The organism is Thermosynechococcus sp. (assembly GCF_046299655.1).
Lineage (GTDB): Bacteria > Cyanobacteriota > Cyanobacteriia > Thermosynechococcales > Thermosynechococcaceae > Thermosynechococcus.
The window spans coordinates 1-928 of record NZ_JBKBHZ010000033.1 but is presented as its reverse complement, the minus strand read 5'-3'; the positions used below and the strand labels follow the sequence as shown (position 1 = coordinate 928).

General features: G+C 58.6%; 2 protein-coding genes. Both read right to left on the bottom strand.

Translation table 11 applies throughout. The features are described from left to right. Positions 1-92 precede the first annotated feature (92 nt). Entirely contained in the window at positions 93-584 is a 492-nt protein-coding gene (locus ACK4HN_RS11895; protein WP_409877760.1) for a type II toxin-antitoxin system YhaV family toxin, read from the bottom strand. A gap of 2 nt (positions 585-586) precedes the next feature. After that, a complete protein-coding gene (locus ACK4HN_RS11890) occupies positions 587-919 on the bottom strand; it encodes a type II toxin-antitoxin system PrlF family antitoxin (RefSeq protein WP_409877762.1) in 333 nt (110 codons plus the stop codon). Positions 920-928: the final 9 nt, after the last annotated feature.

Sequence of the window (928 nt, the reverse complement as noted above, 5' to 3'; positions counted from 1 at the left end):
GGCAGGGAGCCTGCGGGATGGCTCCTACTCTCAAAGCGCCCTAGATATTGCCATTGCCAAAGCAGCCGCCCAAGAGCATTCGACAGCATGTATTACGGTTTCTGGGACGAGGCTTTTTTAAACCGGTCAACGGCTGCCTGATCGGATGCGATTTTACGAAGCGCGGCCCAATCGTCGGGCGGGTTGCCGTCCTCCAGCATCCCTTTGAAAACCTTGTAGGCATCGGTCTTCGCGCCATAGGTACGCAAAGTCGTTTCATCATTCACCCAGGCGAAGATGATGATTTTCGCGGTCGAGTTATAGCGGAAGAACAGGCGGAAACGACCATTGCCGAATTTCGCCCGAAACCAGTGCTTGTGTGCCTCGCCGAGCGTCGAGCCTTGCCGATAGACGGCCGCAGCCGGATCGGCCGGGATTACCTGGAACACCAGCTTGTTCAAAGCTGCCAAGAGCTTCGTGCTCGCGTTCCTTTGATATTCGTCGGGCTTTTTTGCCTTCAACGCCTCAACAGAGCCGGTCAGCTTTTCCAACTGATCGAGGAAGAGGGGATGCGCCAGAATGGTCCAGCCATTGATCGTAATCATGGCTAGAGCGCGACATCCCCATCGATCCCGGCATCGAGGTCGACGTCCATGTCCCCGACAAGCGCGGCCACGCGATCGCGCAGGCTGGCGGGCCGCGCAGCACCCGAGGTGCCGGGGTGCTTGCGCATGTCCTGCGCCAGAAATTCGAGGAAGCGATCCACGACCGGATCGCTTGCCTCTTCCGCGGCCCTCTCGACATAGACCCGGCGCTGATCGTCCACAACGAAGGTGATGCGTCCGCCGTAGTCCACGCCCAAAGCCTGCCGGACGCTTTTGGGAACGGTCGTCTGGCCCTTGGCGGTAATTGTGCTTTCTTCTTTAAGCATCACGCCCATGGTTTGGCT